This is a genomic window from Pseudomonas sp. P8_241 (assembly GCF_034008315.1).
Taxonomy (GTDB): Bacteria; Pseudomonadota; Gammaproteobacteria; order Pseudomonadales; family Pseudomonadaceae; genus Aquipseudomonas.
Genome location: NZ_CP125377.1, coordinates 102,303 through 119,334, shown reverse-complemented (window position 1 = coordinate 119,334; position 17,032 = coordinate 102,303). Strand labels below are relative to the sequence as shown.

Genomic DNA, 17,032 nt, shown 5'->3' with positions numbered 1-17,032 from the left:
GTGATTTAGTTCGGAAGGAATGATTCCTGTAGGAGCGAGCTCGTTCGCGAAAAAACCAAGGGCAGCGCGTTCATCTAGAAAAACGCGCCATCGTTGACGACCTTCGCGAGCAAGCTCGCGCCTACAGAAAGTCTTGTTATATGGCTTCCAGCTTGGCGTAACCCAGCATTAGCCACTTGCTGCCTTCGCTGAAATTCACCTGCACCCGCGCCTGAGCGCCGGCACCCTCAAAATTGAGGATCACGCCGTCACCAAAGATTGAGTGGCGCACTGTCTGACCCAGACTGAATCCGGTTTCCGGAATCTCGCTGCCGCTGAACAGGTTGCTGCCATTCATCGACTGATTACCGCCGAACGGACGACTCACGCTATTGGAGAGTCGCACTTCCTGAATCAGGCCTTTCGGCACCTCGCGTACGAAGCGCGACACTTTGTTGTAGGTTTCGCTGCCGTACAGTCGTCGGGTTTCAGCATAGGTCATCACCAGATTCTGCATGGCGCGAGTAATGCCGACATAAGCCAGGCGCCGTTCTTCTTCAAGACGACCGGGCTCTTCCAGGCTCATCTTGTGCGGGAACAGGCCTTCTTCCATGCCAACGAGGAACACGTACGGGAACTCCAGACCCTTGGCGCTGTGCAGGGTCATCAACTGAATGCTGTCTTCGTGTTCGTCGGCCTGAGTGTCACCGGCTTCCAGCGATGCATGACCGAGGAACGCCGCCAGTGGCGTCAGATCCTCGTCCTCTTCGCTGTTTTCAAAGTTACGCGCGGCGCTGACCAATTCCTCGAGGTTTTCTACCCGTGCCTGGCCTTTCTCACCTTTTTCCGCTTCGTGGTAGGCGATCAAGCCTGATTGCTCGATGACGGTCTGGGTCATCAAGTGCAACGGCATCTCCATGCACTTGGCGGCGAGGTTTTCGATCAGTTCGATGAAGGCCCCCAGAGCACCCGCCGCACGGCCGGTCAGGCCCTTGTTGGCCACCAGCTGGCGCATCGCTTCCCACATCGACACATCGCTGTGGCGCGCATGGTCTCGAATGGCTTCTACGGTTTTTTCGCCGATGCCACGGGCCGGTACATTGATCACTCGCTCAAGCGCCGCATCATTACCGCGGCCTTCGAGCAGGCGCATATAGGCCATGGCGTTCTTGATTTCCGCCCGTTCGAAGAAGCGCTGGCCGCCATAGATGCGGTACGGGATGCGCTCGCGCAACAAGGCTTCTTCCAGAACGCGCGATTGGGCGTTGGAGCGGTACAGAATCGCAATATCGCTGCGGGAAAGGCCTGTTTTCAGCGCGCTTTCGATGGTTTCGACAACGTAGCGCGCTTCGTCGTGTTCGTTGAACGCGGCGTACAGGTTGATCGCTTCGCCGTCGCCGCCATCGGTCCACAGCTCTTTGCCAAGACGCCCGGTGTTGTTGGCGATCAAGGCGTTGGCTGCCTTGAGAATCCCGGCGGTGGAGCGGTAGTTTTGCTCCAGACGAATGGTCTCGGCGTCGGGGAAGTCTTCGGAGTACTGGTAGATGTTCTCGATTTTCGCGCCGCGCCAGCCATAAATCGACTGATCGTCGTCGCCGACGACCATCAGGCTGTCGCCACCCTTGGCCAACAGACGCAACCAGGCGTACTGCACGGCGTTGGTGTCCTGGAATTCGTCCACCAGGATGTGTCGGAAGCGTTTTTGATAGTGCGCCAGCAGGCCTGGATGATCGCGCCACAGGTCGAGGGCGCGCAGCAGCAATTCGGAGAAGTCGATGACGCCCGCGCGCAGGCACGCCGCCTCGTAGGCTTCATAAATGCTGCGCATGGTGGCCAGGAACAGGTCGCCGCTGGCTTGAATGTGTTGCGGGCGCAGGCCTTCGTCTTTCTGCCCGTTGATGAACCATTGGGCCTGCCGGGCCGGCCAGCGTTGCTCGTCCAGACCCAGCTCACGGATCACCCGTTTGACCAGACGTTGCTGGTCATCGCTATCAAGAATCTGGAAGGTCTGGCTCAGGCCGGCTTCCTGCCAGTGCGCCCGCAGCAACCGGTGTGCCAGACCGTGGAAGGTGCCGACCCACATGCCGGCCGGGTTGATACCCATCAACTGCTCGATGCGATGTCGCATCTCGGCAGCGGCCTTATTGGTGAAGGTCACCGACAGTATGGAGTGGGGCGAGGCGTTTTCGACCTGGATCAACCAGGCGATACGGTGCACCAGCACTCGGGTTTTACCGGAACCAGCACCGGCCAGGACCAACTGACGACCCACGGCGGCGGCTACGGCCTGGCGTTGGGCATCGTTGAGAGAATTCAGCAGAAGGGAGAGATCATCGCGCATCGGGGCATTCTAGGGGGCGGCGGCACACCGGGCAAACCCCGGTTTGCTTTTGCCGATGAAAGATCGTTCGGGACGACTGGTCGGTCATCGGTCGCAGACGTTGGCGGGGCGCCCTCATGGCCTTTTCATGACCATTGGGAGGGATCGCAGCTTTGGCGATTTATTGATCAACAGCAGTTTGGTACAGGCTCCCGCTTGTGTATGCTCCGTCGACGTTTCGGGCTACATGCTCGTCATTATAAGAACAAGAATATCGCCTATGACCCTCAGCTCCGACCTGTCGGGCCCCACTGTGGAGCCCCGGGTGATCCGCAAACAGTACGCCATGGAAATGGCGGTCGAACGCACGCGCCTGCTGTATCAGGGTTCGTTGCTGCCCACATTATTCATGCTGATCAATGGTCTGGTGTGCGCCGGTTTACTCTGGATCCCGCAGCGCCATTTTCTACTCAGCGTTTGGTTGATCTGGTTGTTGTCGCTGGTGGCATTGCGTGTCATTCAGGTGGCAGCCTTTGACTCGGCAATCCCTCACCGCCAGGCCAATCCGATCTGGCGTCGCATGTTTTTGCTCGGCTCTGGCCTGACCGGGTTGACTCTGGCAGGCGCCGGTATCGCCCTGGTACCTGCCGATAACTTCATCCAGCAAGCGTGGGTTTTCGGTCTGATCGGTGCGGCAGCACTCTCGGCCAGTGTGGCCTATGCGGTCAGCTTGCCGGCCTTCCTGTCGTTTACCTTGCCCTGCCTGTTGCCGGCCATTGCCTATATGTTTTGGAGCGGTGACGAACAACAGCACGGCTGGGGATGGTTTGGGTTGATCCTGCTCGGCGCGCTGAGCGTCGTTGCCTGGCAAGTCAATCGAGTGATCGATCGTGGATTGGTGCGGCGCTTTCAGAATCAGGCGCTGATCGAGCATTTGCAGCAAGCTCAAAACGACAGCGATCAGCTCAACCAGAAACTTGCTCGGGAAGTCGACCAGCGTCGACGGGCCGAGGACGAACTGCGTCAGGTTCAGACCGGGCTGGAAAGCCGCGTTGCCCTGCGCAGTCTGGAACTGGACGCCGCCAACCAGGCCTTGAGCAAAAGCGAGGCGCGTCTGGCACTGGCGTTGAAAGCCAGCGAACTTGGGTTGTGGGACTGGAATCTGCAAACCGACGAAGTACATCACACGCAGATTCAAGAGTTGTTCGGGCTCGAACCGGATCAGGTGACAGCGATATTGCGCCACCTCAAGCCACGCTTGCACCCTGATGACCTTCCGACACTGCGTCGGGCATTGGTCGAGCATTTGAAGGGCCGCAGCGAGGATTACCAGGTCGAGTACCGTGTGCGTCATGGTGCAGGTCATTGGGTCTGGATCGAGGACCGGGGGCGTGCGGTCGAGCGCAGTGCAAACGGCCGAGTGATCCGCATGGTCGGGACCCGTCGTGACATCAGCGTCAGCAAGGCGCTGGAAGAACAACAACAATTGGCAGCAACGGTGTTTGAGGCGGCCAGCGAAGGCATCGTGATTTTCGACCCCGATTACGCGTTGCTTTCGGTCAACCAGGCCTTTAGCCAAGTGACGGGCTATGGCATTGAAGAGGTTCTTGGACGCAACGTGGTCGAGTTGCCTTGCAGTCGCGATGCACGCCGTCATTACGCAACCATCCATCAGGCGTTGGAGCAGCATGGCCGTTGGCAAGGCGAACTGGTGGAAACCCGCAAGAACGGCGAAATGTATCCCCAATGGCTGCAGCTCAATACGGTTCGCGATCGGCGAGGACGTGTCAGTCACATCGTCGGCTTCTTTGCTGATCTTTCCGCAAGGCGCGAATCCGAAGAACGCATGCGTTACCTGACGCACTATGACGAACTGACGGGGCTGGCAAATCGTTCGCTGTTTCGCGAGCGGCTCAATGAAGCGCATCAACGAGTACGCCAGGGTGGTCATCGCAGTCTGGCATTGCTGCACATCAATCTGGACCGCTTCAAGTTGCTCAATGACAGCCTTGGTCATGAAATCGCCGATCAGTTGCTGAAGACAATGACCCGTCGCCTGGTCAGCGCGCTGCCGGAGGCCGATACCATCGCTCGGCTGTCCGGCGACGAGTTCGCCGTGTTGTTCAACGCTTACGGCAACCTGTCCAGCCTGGCGCGTGTGGCAACACGACTGGCAACCAAATTGCGCGTACCGGTTGCGGTTGAAGGGCACGAATTGGTGATCAGTGCCTCCATGGGCATCAGTCTGCTGCCAGACAATGCCCGGGAAATTTCCGCGTTGGTCAGCCAGTCGAACATGGCCATGCAACATGCCAAGCATTTGGGCGGTAACAATTTCCAGTTTTATACCGACAGCTTGCAAGCCAGCACGCTGGAGCGTTTGCATCTGGAAAACCAGTTGCGCAAAGCCGTTGAAGAAAAGCAACTCAAGGTGTTTTACCAACCGAAACTGTGTCTCGCCACGGGGCGGCTGAATGCCGCCGAAGCACTGGTGCGCTGGGATCATCCGACCATGGGGCGCGTGCCGCCCGGGGACTTTATCGGGTTGGCCGAGGAGACCGGGCTGATCGGTCCGATCGGTGAATTCGTGTTGCGCCAAGCCTGCTGGCAAGCCTGCGAGTGGCAGCGTCTGGGGCTTGAACCGATCCGTGTGTCGGTCAATTTATCGGTGCATCAGTTGCGTCAGGGCAAACTGGTCAGCCTTGTGCGACAGGTGCTGGAGGAAACCGGGCTGGCGCCCCACCTGTTGGAGTTGGAGCTGACCGAAAGCCAGTTGTTGGACAGTGTCGAGCACATCATCGCGACGTTTGAGCAGTTGCGCGATCTTGGGGTGAAACTGGCAATCGATGATTTCGGCACCGGTTACTCGTCTCTGAGCTACCTCAAGCGCATCCCGGTGGATTACGTAAAGATCGACCAGGCGTTTATTCGGGGACTGGGGGAGGGCACCGCCGATACGGCGATCACTCGAGCGATCATCGCCATGGCGCACGGCTTGTCGCTGAAGGTGGTCGCCGAAGGCGTGGAGCGGCAGGAGCAGCTGGAGTTTCTGAAAGTCGAGCGCTGCGATGAAGTGCAGGGGTATCTGATCAGTCGGCCGGTCGAAGCGTTGGATCTGGCTGAGCTACTAGGTCGGAGTGAAAAGGCCTTGTAGGGCTACATGGAGTGAACGACGCGTGAAATGGGGACATTGAGTTACGCATTGAGCGGGCAAAAAGCCGATTCATGTAGTATAACTACAAGCGTGCTACATCTCCGGCTCCTGCCAACAATAAAGAGTCCAGCCCTTTGAATCTGCTGCAACACATCGCCCAGTCTCGCCACCTGTTACGCAAGTCGGAGCTCAAGGTCGCCGACCACGTGCTGCTCGATCCTGCGGCCGTGATGCACAGTTCCATGGCCGATCTGGCCCACAGCGTGGGCATTAGCGAGCCGACCATCGTGCGTTTTTGCCGTGCCATCGGTTGTTCCGGGTTTCAGGACCTGAAGCTGAAGCTGGCCCAAAGCCTGGCGGCAGGTGCGAGTTTCGGCCAGTTTGCGATCCATGAGGATGATTCGGTCGCCGACTACAGCCTGAAAATCTTCGACACGACGTTGCATACCCTGATGGAAGTTCGCGAGAAGCTCGATCCGCTGGAGTTGCAGCGGGCCGTGACTTTGATGTCCCAGGCTCAGCGTGTCGAGTTCTACGGTTTCGGCGCTTCCGGTGCGGTCGCGGCGGACGCCCAGCACAAATTTTTCCGTCTGCTGCTGACGGCGGCGGCGTATTCCGACCCGCATATGCAAGCGATGTCCGCGGTAACGCTCAAGCCTACCGACGTGGCGATCTGCATTTCCCAGTCCGGACGTTCCAAGGATTTGTTGATCACCGCAAACCTGGTGCGCGAAAGCGGCGCTTCGTTGATCACCTTGTGCCCAAGCCAGACACCGTTGGCTGAGCTGTCGACCGTCAACCTGGCAATCGATGTGCATGAGGACACGGAAATCTACACGCCGCTGACTTCGCGTATCGCTCACCTGGTGGTGATCGACGTGCTGGCGATGGGCGTGGCCATGGCGCGCGGCCCGAGCCTGGTCAATCACCTCAAGAGCGTGAAGCGCAGCCTGCGCAGCTTGCGGTTGTCGCCCAAGTCGGTCAAAGCGCTGGACGACTAACATCAAAAGATCGCAGCCTGCGGCAGCTCCTACAGGTTTTCACATTCCTGCGTAGGCGCTGCCGAAGGCTGCGATCTTTGCTTATGAATGTTCATCTCCCTGTAACGCCCAAGCCGCCAAACCGTCATCCCCCACGCCTATCTTGAAACTCCCGTACTCGCCTTGGGAGACTCGAAATGGCCCCTTACGAAGAACGCAACAGCGCTGTCAAAACCCGTCGCCAGCAAGAAGATCAGCGTCGCATGGAATTTCGCCGCGCCATCGAAGATCGCTGCGAACGCCGTCAGCTTCTGGCCGAAATCGGCGACTTCCCCGAGCTGGAGCTCAACTTCTGGCAGGCATCCCCCTCGACTTCCCGTCGAAACGCTCAACCAGTGCGCTGATTTGAATACGTTCACTGCGAATAAATGCAAGGAAGGCGTGAGCCACCGGTGACAGGCGTTTCGCCTTGGCCTGCACCAGGCACCAGCTGCGCAATAGCGGCAGTTCTTCGACCGGCAACTCGATCAACCCGCCGGTCGCCAACTCAAGGTTCAGGGCGTGGCGCGTCAACAGCGCAACGCCCAGGCCTGCCAGCACGCATTCACGCTGGGCTTCGGCCGACGAGACTTCCTGAGTCTGGTTGAAGTGCACGCGCTTCTCTTTGAAATACTCCTCGCATGCCAGCCTCGTACCCGAACCGGTTTCGCGCAGTAATAATGTATAGGGCTCAAGATCCTGCAAGCGCAGCGGCCCCATATGACACAGTGGATGATCCGGAGGCGCGACGGCGACGATCGGGTTGTTGAGGAACGGCAAGAATTCCAGGCCCATGTCCTGGGGCACCATGGACATGATTACCAGATCGTCGCGGTTATCCGACAAGCGCCGAATCACTTGTCCGCGATTGACTACAGTCAGCTGCAGATTCACTTCCGGGTGCTGGCGTTTAAATGCGGCGAACAGGTGCGGCACGAAATACTTGGCGCTGGATTCCACTGCCAGTTTCAGCTGACCCTGCAACGAGCCCTGCATGTCCGACAGCTGCATATCGAGGTTTTCCAGGCGCCCGAAAATGTCCCGACTGGCTCGCTGTAACGCTTCAGCGGCTTCGGTCATGTAGAGCTTTTTGCCGACGTAATCGAACAATGGCTGGCCGACGAGCTCCTCAAGTTGACGAATCTGTAGGCTGACGGCAGGTTGTGTGAGTGACATTTCGTCGGCTGCGCGGCTGTAGGATCGTAAATCGCAGACCTCGTTGAAAATCTGCAGTTGACGCAATGTCATACGCATCAATGACTTACGCATTGGTTAACGCTCCAGCCGAGGGGTGATGTTTCAACTATAAGTCTTTACTTATGCATGACCCAATAATTATTCATTTTTGTTAATCCCTTGTGAGCGCTAGTGTGGCCCTGCGACTAAATTGAAACATTTGGTCACGCGTCGACCTGGGTCTAGCAGGTCGTGGGTACCACCGGCTCAAGGGAAACTCCAAGTGATAACAAAGATCCTGATCGCCAACCGTGGTGAGATTGCCGTACGAATCGTACGTGCCTGTGCCGAAATGGGCATTCGCTCGGTCGCGATCTATTCCGACGCCGACCGTCATGCTTTGCACGTCAAGCGTGCAGACGAGGCCCACAGCATTGGTGCCGAGCCACTGGCCGGTTACCTGAACCCGCGCAAGCTGGTGAACCTGGCTGTGGAAACCGGATGCGACGCACTGCACCCAGGTTACGGATTCCTGTCGGAAAATGCCGAACTGGCGGAAATTTGCGCCGAACGCGGGATCAAATTCATCGGTCCATCGGCTGAAGTCATTCGCCGCATGGGTGACAAGACTGAAGCTCGCCGCAGCATGATCAAGGCCGGCGTGCCAGTCACGCCAGGTACTGAAGGCAACGTGTCGGGCATCGAAGAAGCCCTGACCGAAGGCGATCGCATCGGTTACCCGGTGATGCTCAAGGCCACTTCCGGTGGTGGCGGTCGCGGCATTCGTCGCTGCAACAGCCGTGAAGAACTCGAACAAGCATTCCCGCGTGTCATTTCCGAAGCCACCAAGGCCTTCGGTTCGGCGGAAGTGTTCCTGGAAAAGTGCATCGTCAATCCGAAGCACATCGAAGCGCAGATCCTCGGCGACAGCTTTGGCAACGTGGTTCACCTGTTCGAGCGTGACTGTTCGATCCAGCGCCGCAACCAGAAGCTGATCGAAATCGCCCCGAGCCCGCAACTGACCCCGGAACAGCGCGCGTACATCGGTGACCTGTCGGTGCGTGCAGCCAAGGCCGTGGGTTACGAGAACGCCGGCACCGTGGAGTTCCTGCTCGCCGAGGGCGAGGTGTACTTCATGGAGATGAACACTCGGGTGCAGGTGGAACACACCATCACCGAAGAAATCACCGGCATCGACATTGTCCGTGAGCAGATTCGCATTGCCTCCGGCCTGCCGCTTTCGGTGAAACAGGAAGATATCCACCACCGTGGTTTCGCCCTGCAATTCCGGATCAACGCCGAAGATCCGAAGAACAACTTCCTGCCGAGCTTCGGCAAGATCACGCGCTATTACGCCCCCGGCGGTCCTGGCGTGCGCACCGACACGGCGATCTACACCGGCTACACCATTCCGCCGTACTACGACTCCATGTGCTTGAAACTGGTCGTTTGGGCGCTGACCTGGGAAGAGGCGATGGACCGTGGCCTGCGCGCCCTCGACGACATGCGTCTGCAAGGGGTCAAGACCACCGCCGCTTACTACCAGGAAATCCTGCGTAACCCGGAATTCCGTAGCGGCCAGTTCAACACCAGCTTCGTTGAAAGCCACCCTGAACTGACCAACTACTCGATCAAGCGCAAACCCGAAGAGCTGGCCCTGGCCATCGCCGCCGCCATCGCCGCCCACGCAGGCCTGTGAGGAATAGAACAATGAGCAAGCAAATCCACGTTACCGACACGATCCTGCGCGACGCCCACCAATCGCTGCTCGCGACCCGCATGCGCACCGAAGACATGCTGCCGATCTGCGACAAGCTCGACAAAGTCGGCTACTGGTCGCTGGAATGCTGGGGCGGCGCGACCTTCGACGCCTGCGTACGTTTTCTGAAAGAAGACCCGTGGGAGCGTCTGCGCCAGCTGCGCGCGGCGCTGCCTAACACCCGCCTGCAAATGCTGCTGCGCGGCCAGAACCTGCTGGGCTACCGCCACTACAGCGACGACGTGGTCAAGGCTTTCGTCGCCAAGGCCGCAGTCAATGGCATCGACGTGTTCCGTATCTTCGACGCCATGAACGACGTGCGTAACCTGCGTGTTGCCATCGAAGCCGTGAAAGCCTCCGGCAAACACGCCCAGGGCACCATCGCCTACACCACCAGTCCGGTGCACACCATCGAGGCCTTCGTAAACCAGGCCAAGCAAATGGAAGCCATGGGTTGCGACTCGGTGGCGATCAAGGACATGGCCGGCCTGCTGACCCCGTACGCCACCGGCGAGTTGGTCAAGGCTCTTAAAAGCGAGCAATCGCTGCCCGTATTCATCCACTCCCACGACACCGCTGGCCTGGCCGCAATGTGCCAGATGAAAGCGATCGAAAACGGTGCCGATCACATCGATACCGCGATCTCCAGCTTCGCCTGGGGCACCAGCCACCCGGGCACCGAGTCGATGGTCGCCGCACTCAAAGGCAGCGAGTTCGACACCGGCCTGAACCTGGAGCTGCTGCAGGAGATCGGCCTGTACTTCTACGCCGTGCGCAAGAAGTACCACCAGTTCGAAAGCGAATTCACCGCGGTTGATACCCGCGTTCAGGTCAACCAGGTTCCGGGCGGGATGATTTCCAACCTGGCCAACCAGTTGAAAGAGCAGGGCGCTCTGAATCGCATGAGCGAAGTGCTCGCGGAAATCCCTCGCGTTCGGGAAGACCTCGGTTTCCCGCCGCTGGTGACCCCGACTTCGCAGATCGTTGGCACCCAGGCGTTCTTCAACGTATTGGCCGGCGAGCGCTACAAGACCATCACCAACGAAGTGAAGCTCTACCTGCAAGGCGGCTACGGTAAAGCGCCGGGCACCGTGAACGAACAACTGCGTCGCCAAGCCATCGGCAGCGAAGAAGTGATCGACGTTCGTCCGGCAGACCTGCTCAAGCCAGAAATGGCCAAGCTGCGTGCCGACATCGGCGCTCTGGCCAAGTCCGAAGAAGACGTGTTGACCTTCGCCATGTTCCCGGACATCGGTCGCAAGTTCCTCGAAGAGCGCGCTGCTGGAACCTTGACACCTGAAGTGCTGCTGCCGATTCCGGAAGCAGGCAAGGTGGCTTCGGCGGGCGGCGAAGGTGTACCGACCGAGTTCGTCATCGACGTTCACGGCGAAACCTACCGCGTCGACATCACCGGTGTGGGCGTCAAGGCCGAAGGCAAGCGTCACTTCTACCTGTCCATCGACGGCATGCCGGAAGAAGTGGTGTTCGAGCCGCTCAACGAATTCGTCGGTGGTGGTGGCAGCAAGCGCAAGCAAGCAACTACGCCGGGCCACGTCAGCACCACCATGCCGGGCAACATCGTTGATGTGCTGGTCAAGGAAGGCGATACCGTCAAGGCTGGCCAGGCCGTGCTGATCACTGAAGCGATGAAGATGGAAACTGAAGTCCAGGCCGCCATCGCCGGTAAAGTTACCGCCATTCATGTGGCCAAGGGCGACCGGGTGAATCCGGGCGAGATCCTGATCGAGATCGAAGGCTGAGTTAACAGCCTCGATATAACGCTTTAAACCTCGGGGGGGCATGTGCTCCCCTTTTTTTTCGCCCGGGATTTGTGGCCAAGACGTTTAAAAAGTCATCCGCCACTGAGCCGTTGCGCCATGGTTTCGGCTGTCGGAAGCCATCTCGCCGGTTACCCCAACGCCTAGCGTATGTCGCGCCGAAAGTCCCAGCTCCAGACCTGCTTCCACCATCAGACTGTCTCGATCCAGCGGTGCGCCGGAAACGGTAAATTTGCGGCCAGCGGTGATCAGACGTTGGCGGTTTTGCGTGGCGATCTCTCCAAACGTGTGTTTCCAGCTGGCACTGAAACGTGGCGTCAGTTGCATGCCGTTATCCAGGCTGTTGATCTTCGCCAGCCGCAAACCGAACGTGCTGTTGAGATTGTTCTGTTCCTGAGCATCGACCTTCAACGCAGCTGAGCCGCCTTTTTCCGTGTAGGCATCGCGGTGATAGCGTTGGTAACCAAGACCTGCGAAGGGCTCGATGCTGACATTCTCCCGGCCGAGGTTGTAGCCCACTTCTGCAAACGCCTGCTGAGTACTGGAATCGTATTGGCCTTCGAGGCGGTCACTGAAGCCCTTGAAGGCTACCCGGCGTTTTGTGCTGCCGTCGTGGTTGCTGTGGGTCGCGCCGAGGCGCAGAGACATCGGGCCACTTTGGCGCAATGCATAGGCGCCCACATGCCAGCTATCGAGATCACCGTCGAGCTCGCGACTGTCCATGCGTGTTTGGGATTTGCCACCGATCAGGCCAATGCGCCACTCCTCGTCCACCGCCCAATCCGTACCCATGACCAGGCCGCGGGTGGAGTGTTTCAAGTTATCGACGTCGCGATCCAGTTTCCCGCCATGGCCCAATGCCTGGAACCAGACTCGACCACCGGTTTCGCTGCCAGCGGCCAGTCGTGGTGCTTTTTTTCGACTGCCAAAACTGGCGGCACCATCGAGTTGGCGCATGGCCGCGAGCATTGTCGCGCTGACTGGCGCATCGCTGTTCAACGTCAGTTTTGCGAGGTTTGGGATGCTGCCTCCGGCGAGTTGTTCGATGGCGGAAGACGCAGTTTTTTTATCGGCATCGAGCAGGGCCACGACTGCGGCGCTCGTCGCAACGGTAGCCCTGGGGACGGCACGACTTGTCGTGGCGGGTGAGGTCGAAGGTGCCGAGACGGGGTCGACAGTGGTGGGCGTCGAAGCGGCATCCGCAGTTTGCGGCGCAGACGTAGATAGATCCGTGGGCTCTTCAATGCTGCGGCCGAGCTCACGCCCGTTATCTGTGAGTGCGACGCTCTCGATAGAAACATCATTGCGTGCGTAAGTCAGCTCGACCGTTTTTTTCTCGTATTTCACCTCTGGTGTCATGAAGGCAAGACTGTTTTCGATGGTGCCGAATCGACCGACTATCTCGTTGGCTTCAATCACGGTGTACTGCCTGTTTTGCGAGTACTCCCCCGGCACCGCGACGATCTTCAGGGTTGAATCGCCAAGATTGGCAGTGCCTGCGACTTTGATCGTTTCGCCATGGCCGTCGGGAGTTACCTCGTAGGCAAGCACGGCGGTTTCTCCCAGGATCAGTTCGCGTTCAATCCTTGGCGCGCCATGCAAACGATCGACGTTCAGGCGACCAGCGACATACAGCTCGCCAACACTGCCTGCACCCGCAAAGGTGCCGGTCTTCGTGACATGGACATCGCCCTTTATGCTGCCTTTGTTTAAGAGGTTTGCGGTCGTAACGGCGCCACCTTCGATTGCTCCCTCATTGGTCAGATCTCCTCCTTCCACCAGGATGCCTTCTTTGAAATCTCCCTTACCTGTCAGCGTCCAGGCGCCTTCGGTTACATATAAACCGTTGAAGTTACGAGTTTCTCCCAGCACACCTCCCGCAGGGGAACGAAGCTGGATGAGGTTATTGCCACCACCACCATCAATCAGGCCCTTCACACTACCTCCTTCTATCAGGCCAACGAGCTCGTTGTCAGCGGTACCCGTAAAGCTGTCCTCTGGCTCGTGGATCAAGCGGGCAAAGGTGGTGTCAGCGTTGAGAAAAGCGGCAAGTCGTGCGAAGGGCTCTGCATCCGGCTGGGGCTCGGACAGCACCGGTGCTTCCAGAGTGGGAAAGGCCTCCGTAAGGGAAGGTGGTTGGGCGTTCGAGAACTCTGCATGACCAAGGGCCAGGGCAATCGCCAAGGCAATCTGTTTGGCTTTGTAGGGGTGTTGAGCGGGCATCAAGTTTGGCCTCTTTTGACAGGAGGCCAAACTTTAAAGATGGGCTAAAGCTACGGATGTCAGCTACTTCCGGTGCTTTTGCGGGGCGGGTCAGATAGTCATGTAAAAAAAGGATGACGGCTCAAAGCTGGTAGTCGTTTTCCCTTTGAGTTTGCGCTTTTTCCTACGGCAAACCAGGAGGTCGCTGTCTATGACCAAGTTCGGGAGTGCATTACCCCCGACACTCAACCAACCCTTTCACCTGTCCAGTCGCTGTCTGATTTTCATCGCTCAACCACATTTCGAACCCAGCGCCAATCGCAGGCCATTCCGAATCCAGAATCGAATACCACGCGGTATCGCGGTTCTGTCCCTTGACTACCATGTGCTGACGAAACACCCCTTCAAAACTGAAACCCAAACGTTCGGCTGCGTATTTGGAACGGGCGTTGCCGTTGTTGCATTTCCACTCCAGACGACGATAGCCCAGTGCGAAGGATTCCTTTGCCAGCAGGTAAACCGCTTCAGTGCTTTTCGGCGAGCGCTGCATCGGCGCGCCGAAGGTGACGTGGCCAATTTCGATGCGGCCCTGAGCCGGGACGATCGACATCAGGCTGAGGATCCCTTGTACGTCGCCGCTCGCACGGTCAATCACGGCAAAGAAATACGGATCGCTTTGGGCTGCATGGTTGTTCAACCAATCGTTGAACACGCTGCGCTCCGGGAAAGGGCCGTAGGGTAAATAATCCCACAGCTTGGGGTCAGCGCCCGGGCCTTGCAGGGCCTTGAACAAACCCTCGCTGTGGCGCGCCGGGTCGAGTCTTTCGAGGCGGATGAAACGTCCCTCGATCAGTTGAACCGTGGGTGCCGGGACGCCTTTCCAGTCGGCGAGTGAGGTCGACATATTGCTCTCCTTGAACCTTAAATGGCTTTGCGAAACTGAATAAAACCGGGGCGTTCGGCGATGCGCTCGTAGAGTTGGATCGCGGTCGCGTTGCTTTCGTGGGTCAACCAATGGACCTTGTTACAGCCGTCGGCCCTGGCTGTGGTATAGACGAATTCGATCAGCTGGCGGCCGACACCGGTGCCGCGGGTTTCTGGAGCTACCAGCAAGTCTTGCAGGTAACAGGAGTTTTCGATGGCCCAGTTCGAACGATGGTAGATGAAATGCACTATGCCCACCGCTTTGCCATCGGCCCAGGCGAGGGCGGCGTGGGTGGGTTCGTTCGGATCGAGCATGCGCTGCCAGGTGTTTTGGGTGACGGTCTGCGGCAATTCGGTTTTATAGAAGCGCAGGTAGGCTTGCCACAGCGGCAGCCAGGCAGCCTGGTCGTCGGCGCTGACCTGACGGATTTCGATCTGACTCATGTTCATTCCTTGGGCATTAAATGGGCGAGGGTCTGGTCATGCACGTCGCGGCTGGCGCTCAGCCCTTCGCGCACGCCTGCGATGTCGGCGGCATTGCGGTTCTGGCTGAGCTTGCGCTTGCCTTCCAGGCGTTGGACGGGCAGGGCAAAGCCGACGATGGCTCTGAGCATTCCTTCGATGTAGTCGACGGGTGCGTCAGCGACTTTCCAGGGTTGGGCGCGGCCCGCTTCATGGCGGTCTGTCAGAGCGCTGACCAGCTTGAGCAGGCGCTCGGCGTCGGTGAACACTTCAGCACTGCCGTAAGCGTGGACGGCGACATAATTCCAGGTCGGCACGACTTTGCCGTTTTCAGCTTTGCCTGGGTAAAACCCGGGGCTGACGTAGGCGTCGGCGCCGGCAAAAATGACCAATGCTTCAGCGCCGCTTTGCAGCTCCTTCCATTGCGGATTGGCTTTGGCGAAATGACCGTACAGCGTTCCGTTTGGCCCTTGCTCGGCATCAAGCAGTAGCGGTAGATGGCTAGCCTGCAGGCCTTGCTCACCGTGGGTGACCAGCAGCGCGAGGCGGGTGTCGAGTATCTGTTGCTGCATTTCCTGCAGGTCGTCGATGGCGAAGGCTTTTGGCGTGTACATGGAAATTTCCCTTGGCGAATGCTTGCATCCTAGGCAGGCTATTGGTCTGTTGTAAGAGCCATTTATGTGCAATTTCATAGGTCCATTGAAATGACCAACGAGCCACTGTCCTTGTCATTCAACCCTGCGGGTATTGAGCTTGATCGCCGTCAGGGGTTGAGCCGTCAGCTCTATCAAGCGTTGCGGATGCGGGTGCTGGACGGACGTCTGGCCAGTGGCACACGCTTGCCGGCGAGCCGCGATCTGGCGGTGGCGTTGGCGATTTCCCGTAACAGCGTAGTGCGTGCCTACGATCAGCTCTATGCCGAAGGATTTATTGAGGGTCGGGTCGGAGACGGGACTTATGTCGCACAACTGCCTCAGAGTGCGTTGGCGCCAAAAAAACTATCCACAAAAGTATCCACAGGCTTTTCAACAGGGTTACCCACAGCCTTATCCACAAATCGGGGTGATTTGCCTGTTGATCCATCCAGTAAAGTTATCCACAGCAGTGCACTGGGGCGTGTAGAAAAACACCATTTGCCCACGCCGCCGAGTGGTCCGCCTCGGGCGTTTCGGGTCGGTGTTCCGGCGTTTGATCTGTTTCCTTTCGAGGTCTGGGCCAAGCTGAATGCGGCTTTCTGGCGTAAGCCGGATTTGCAGCAGCTGTGTTACGGCGACCCGGCGGGTGATGCGCGATTGCGTGGAATGATCGCCGCGTATTTGCGCAGTTCCCGTGGCATGCAATGCACGGCTGAACAAATTGTGATCACCAGTGGCGCACAGCAGGGAATTAGCCTTTGTGCACAGCTGCTGGTGGAGCCGGGAGATGGGGTCGCCATAGAAAATCCGGGGTATCGAGCGGCCGGGCATGCGTTCGCGGTGGCGGGGGCTCGATTGCACGGCGTAACGGTGGACAGCGAAGGCATCGACTGTACTGAGTTGGCCGCGCTTGGCGATTGTCGTTTGGCCTATGTCACGCCCTCGCACCAGTACCCGACCGGGGTGGTCATGAGCCTGGCGCGTCGCCTGGAGTTGCTGGCCTGGGCCGAGCGCACCCAAGGCTGGATCGTCGAGGACGACTACGACGGCGAATACCGTTACAGCGGCGCACCTTTGGCACCGCTGGCGGCACTCGATCGTAATGGGCGGGTGTTGTACGTCGGCACCTTCGGCAAGGTGGCCTTCCCGGCCTTGCGCCTGGGGTATCTGGTGTTGCCGCCGGGGTTGGTGGATGCCTTCGCGCAACGCCGCGCGGTGGATGTGCGCCATTCTGAAGTCAGTACGCAGGTCGTGATGGCCGAATTCATGGCTACCGGGCACTTCCAGCGGCATATCCGACGTATGCGCCGCGCCGCCTTGAGTCGACGCAACGCGTTGATGAGCGGTTGGCCTGTGGATATTCCCGGTGTGGGCAGCCTGCCCGGTGTGGCGGCGGGTCTGCACATGACCGTGCCGGTAAAGAGTCTGGAGCGCGAACGTGAACTGGTTGAAAAGGCCTCCAGTGTCGGCGTGGAAATCAATCGCCTGAGCAGCTATTGGCTGCCCGACTCACCAACCCCGCAAGATCAGCGTGCAGGCCTGGTCCTGGGGTTTGCCGCTGTGCCTGAAGCAGCGATAGCGACAGCCCTTGAACAGCTCAATAAAGCCTGGCGCGACTAATAGG

Annotated in this window: 12 protein-coding genes; 6 read left to right on the top strand and 6 right to left on the bottom strand. The window is 58.7% G+C overall.

Features of this window, described 5'->3' with window-relative positions; all coding sequences use genetic code 11:
- Positions 1-136: 136 nt before the first annotated feature.
- Positions 137-2,320: a DNA helicase II gene (gene uvrD / locus QMK58_RS00525; RefSeq protein WP_053163989.1), complete on the bottom strand. Its 2,184-nt coding sequence runs from the start codon at positions 2,318-2,320 to the stop codon at positions 137-139.
- A gap of 259 nt (positions 2,321-2,579) precedes the next feature.
- Between uvrD and QMK58_RS00520 the strand changes: the two genes are divergently transcribed.
- From QMK58_RS00520 to QMK58_RS00510, 3 genes are all read left to right on the top strand, one after another.
- Positions 2,580-5,453: an EAL domain-containing protein gene (locus QMK58_RS00520; RefSeq protein ID WP_320395748.1), complete on the top strand. Its 2,874-nt coding sequence runs from the start codon at positions 2,580-2,582 to the stop codon at positions 5,451-5,453.
- A 134-nt stretch (positions 5,454-5,587) separates the two neighbouring features.
- The gene (gene hexR / locus QMK58_RS00515; protein ID WP_007954250.1) at positions 5,588-6,454 is read left to right on the top strand and encodes a transcriptional regulator HexR; all 867 of its coding nucleotides are present in this window, start codon (positions 5,588-5,590) and stop codon (positions 6,452-6,454) included.
- A gap of 176 nt (positions 6,455-6,630) precedes the next feature.
- Entirely contained in the window at positions 6,631-6,837 is a 207-nt protein-coding gene (locus tag QMK58_RS00510; RefSeq protein ID WP_082344574.1) for a PA3496 family putative envelope integrity protein, read from the top strand.
- Here QMK58_RS00510 and QMK58_RS00505 read toward each other — a convergent pair.
- Positions 6,779-7,741, bottom strand: a complete 963-nt coding sequence (locus tag QMK58_RS00505; protein ID WP_053163985.1) for a LysR family transcriptional regulator — start codon at positions 7,739-7,741, stop codon at positions 6,779-6,781. The genes QMK58_RS00510 and QMK58_RS00505 overlap by 59 nt on opposite strands.
- Before the next feature lie 190 nt (positions 7,742-7,931).
- Between QMK58_RS00505 and QMK58_RS00500 the strand changes: the two genes are divergently transcribed.
- Both QMK58_RS00500 and oadA read left to right on the top strand, forming a co-directional pair.
- Positions 7,932-9,347 carry an acetyl-CoA carboxylase biotin carboxylase subunit gene (locus QMK58_RS00500; protein WP_008045577.1) on the top strand — a complete coding sequence of 472 codons (1,416 nt, stop codon included), beginning with the start codon at positions 7,932-7,934 and terminating at the stop codon, positions 9,345-9,347.
- An 11-nt stretch (positions 9,348-9,358) separates the two neighbouring features.
- Complete coding sequence (oadA, locus tag QMK58_RS00495; protein ID WP_053163983.1) at positions 9,359-11,167, top strand: sodium-extruding oxaloacetate decarboxylase subunit alpha; 1,809 nt, start codon at positions 9,359-9,361, stop codon at positions 11,165-11,167.
- Between the two features lie 84 nt (positions 11,168-11,251).
- Here the strand turns inward: oadA and QMK58_RS00490 are convergent, their stop codons facing one another.
- The 4 genes from QMK58_RS00490 to QMK58_RS00475 form a co-directional block, all read right to left on the bottom strand.
- Complete coding sequence (locus QMK58_RS00490; protein ID WP_320395747.1) at positions 11,252-13,408, bottom strand: autotransporter domain-containing protein; 2,157 nt, start codon at positions 13,406-13,408, stop codon at positions 11,252-11,254.
- Positions 13,409-13,619: 211 nt separating this feature from the next.
- Complete coding sequence (locus QMK58_RS00485; protein WP_053163979.1) at positions 13,620-14,291, bottom strand: GNAT family N-acetyltransferase; 672 nt, start codon at positions 14,289-14,291, stop codon at positions 13,620-13,622.
- A 17-nt stretch (positions 14,292-14,308) separates the two neighbouring features.
- A complete protein-coding gene (locus QMK58_RS00480; RefSeq protein ID WP_320395746.1) occupies positions 14,309-14,755 on the bottom strand; it encodes a GNAT family N-acetyltransferase in 447 nt (148 codons plus the stop codon).
- A gap of 2 nt (positions 14,756-14,757) precedes the next feature.
- The gene (locus tag QMK58_RS00475; RefSeq protein WP_053163975.1) at positions 14,758-15,387 is read right to left on the bottom strand and encodes an FMN-binding negative transcriptional regulator; all 630 of its coding nucleotides are present in this window, start codon (positions 15,385-15,387) and stop codon (positions 14,758-14,760) included.
- A gap of 90 nt (positions 15,388-15,477) precedes the next feature.
- Here QMK58_RS00475 and QMK58_RS00470 point away from each other — a divergent pair, with 90 nt between their 5' ends.
- Positions 15,478-17,028, top strand: a complete 1,551-nt coding sequence (locus QMK58_RS00470; RefSeq protein WP_053163973.1) for a PLP-dependent aminotransferase family protein — start codon at positions 15,478-15,480, stop codon at positions 17,026-17,028.
- Positions 17,029-17,032: the final 4 nt, after the last annotated feature.